At 79.1% G+C, this 1199-nt stretch carries 1 protein-coding gene; it reads right to left on the minus strand.

The features are described from left to right. Positions 1-634 (minus strand): DnaE2-dependent mutagenesis accessory factor ImuA' (imuA', locus tag Dsi01nite_RS44620; RefSeq protein WP_239136644.1); only part of this gene is annotated, 634 nt, incomplete at its 3' end. Positions 635-1199 lie beyond the last annotated feature (565 nt).

A 1199-nucleotide genomic window follows, 5' to 3' on the forward strand; every position in this document is an offset into this window, starting at 1 on the left:
CCGTCTTCCGCGGCATCCGCGCGTCGCGGACCGGCGGCAACGGCCCTTCCAGGGCGGGCAGCCACAGGGTCACCTCACGGGCGGCGGCCGCCGCGCCCCGGCCGCGGGCCTGGATGGTCATCTCCCGGCAGCGCAGCCGGCCCCGCCCCGCGCCGAGGCCGCCCCAGCTCTGCTGGACCGGTGTCACCGTCACGTCCGCGCCCGCCCATGCCCCCGCCGGCATGAGCACGCTGCCGCGCTGCCGGGCCCGCGCCGCCAACCGGCCCGCCACCGCCGGCGCCACCGCCCCCGGCACCGCCGCCACCACGATGTCCACACCGTCGAGCAACGCCGCGACGATGCTCGCCCACTCGGTGCCCGGGTCCGGCACCAGCGCGAGCCGGTCGAGGGCGATCCCCATCTCGGCCGCCGCCACCGGGCTCAGCGCCGGCATCCCCACCACCGCACACCACGACCCGGCCCGGCTCGCCGCCGCCAGCAACGCCAGCAGCACCGACGACGTCTGCACCGCGATCGTCGCCCCCCGCCGCAGCCCACCGCCGGGCAGCAACGCCCGCAACCCCGCGAGCACCGGCAGCACCTTCCCGGCCCCGATCCCCGCCTCGGGGGTGTGCTCACTGGCCGGCCGCACCATCCCGGCACTGACCAGCCCGGCCAGCCTGCGCCCCGGCTCGCTCCCACCCCGCTGCTCCGCGAGCGCCCGCGGCCGCCCCGCCCCGTCCTCCGGGTCCTGGCGGGCCCCACCCCCCACGGCCGGCCGCCCACCACGGACGGGAGCCAGCCGCAACTGCCCCGGCTCGGCGAGCGGTTCCTCCCGGACATCCGAACGACCGGACCTCGCGGCCTGCTGCCCGCCAAGGCCGGAACCGGAAGCCCCGATCGCGGCCAGGGCGAGCCGCAACTGGGCCGGATCGGCAGGCAACGCCGGTCGGGCACCCGGCCGCCCGAGCCCTCCAGCCTGCCGCTCGCCACGCGCGGAACCGGCAGGCGGAACCAGAGCCGAGGCTGAGGCGGAAGCCGGGGCCGGGGCGGGAGCTGGGGCCGGGCCGGGAGCTGCGGCCGGGGCCAGAGCTGAGGCAAGAGCTGAAGCCGGGGCCGGGGCGAGAGCTGGGGCTGGGGCGAGAGCTGGGGCGAGAGCTGGGGCGAGAGCTGGGGCGAGAGCTGGGGCGAGAGCTGGGGCGAGAGCTGGGGCGAGAGCT

Source organism: Dactylosporangium siamense (assembly GCF_016862795.1).
Classification (GTDB): domain Bacteria; phylum Actinomycetota; class Actinomycetes; order Mycobacteriales; family Micromonosporaceae; genus Dactylosporangium; species Dactylosporangium siamense.